General features: G+C 69.5%; 1 pseudogene. It reads right to left on the bottom strand.

What is annotated here, in order from left to right:
- Positions 1–650 (bottom strand): annotated as a pseudogene (locus GSQ82_RS19680) (collagen-like protein); the annotation flags it as partial.

The following is a 650-nucleotide window of genomic DNA, read 5'->3' as shown; positions in this document are numbered from 1 at the left end:
CCCCTGCCCCCCCGCCGCTCCCTGTGGCCCCACCGTACCCGTGGCAAACAAACTCCACTGCGCCGGGCTTACATCCGGACTCTTCCCCCGATTCCCCGCAACCAGCGAAACATACCCCGACCCATTGAAGATCACGCCATCAGCCAGCCCATAGTTCACCGTCGCAGAGTAGTTCCCCTGAAACGTCATCCCCACCGGCCCCGCAATTCCCTGCGGTCCCAACGCTCCTGTCGCACCCGTCGCCCCGGCAGGTCCAGTCGAGCCCTGCGCTCCAACCTGCCCAGCAACCCCCTGCGCTCCCTGCGGCCCCGCCGCTCCGGCAGGCCCCGTCGCCCCCGTCAAACCCTGCGACCCCGCAACACCCTGTTGTCCCTGCACCCCAGCCACGCCCTGCGGCCCCTGCTGCGCCAACACCCCCCACTGCAGCGAACTTCCACTCGGCGTATTTCCCCGGTTGCCTGCAAGCAGCGACGTATAACTCGTCCCCTGAAACAACACCACATCGCCTAACGCGTAGTTCGTCGTCGCAACATAGCTCCCCAGGTACACCAACCCCGGCGATCCCGCAGCACCCGTCGCCCCAGCAGCGCCCGTCGCCCCCCCCGCCCCCGCCCGCCCCAACCGCCCCCCCCACCCCCCACCCCCCCCCG

The sequence above is a fragment of the Granulicella sp. L60 genome, from assembly GCF_009765825.1.
In the GTDB taxonomy this organism is placed as follows: Bacteria; Acidobacteriota; Terriglobia; order Terriglobales; family Acidobacteriaceae; genus Edaphobacter.
Note: the sequence above shows the minus strand (reverse complement) of the source record. Positions and strands in the feature narration are given on the sequence as shown.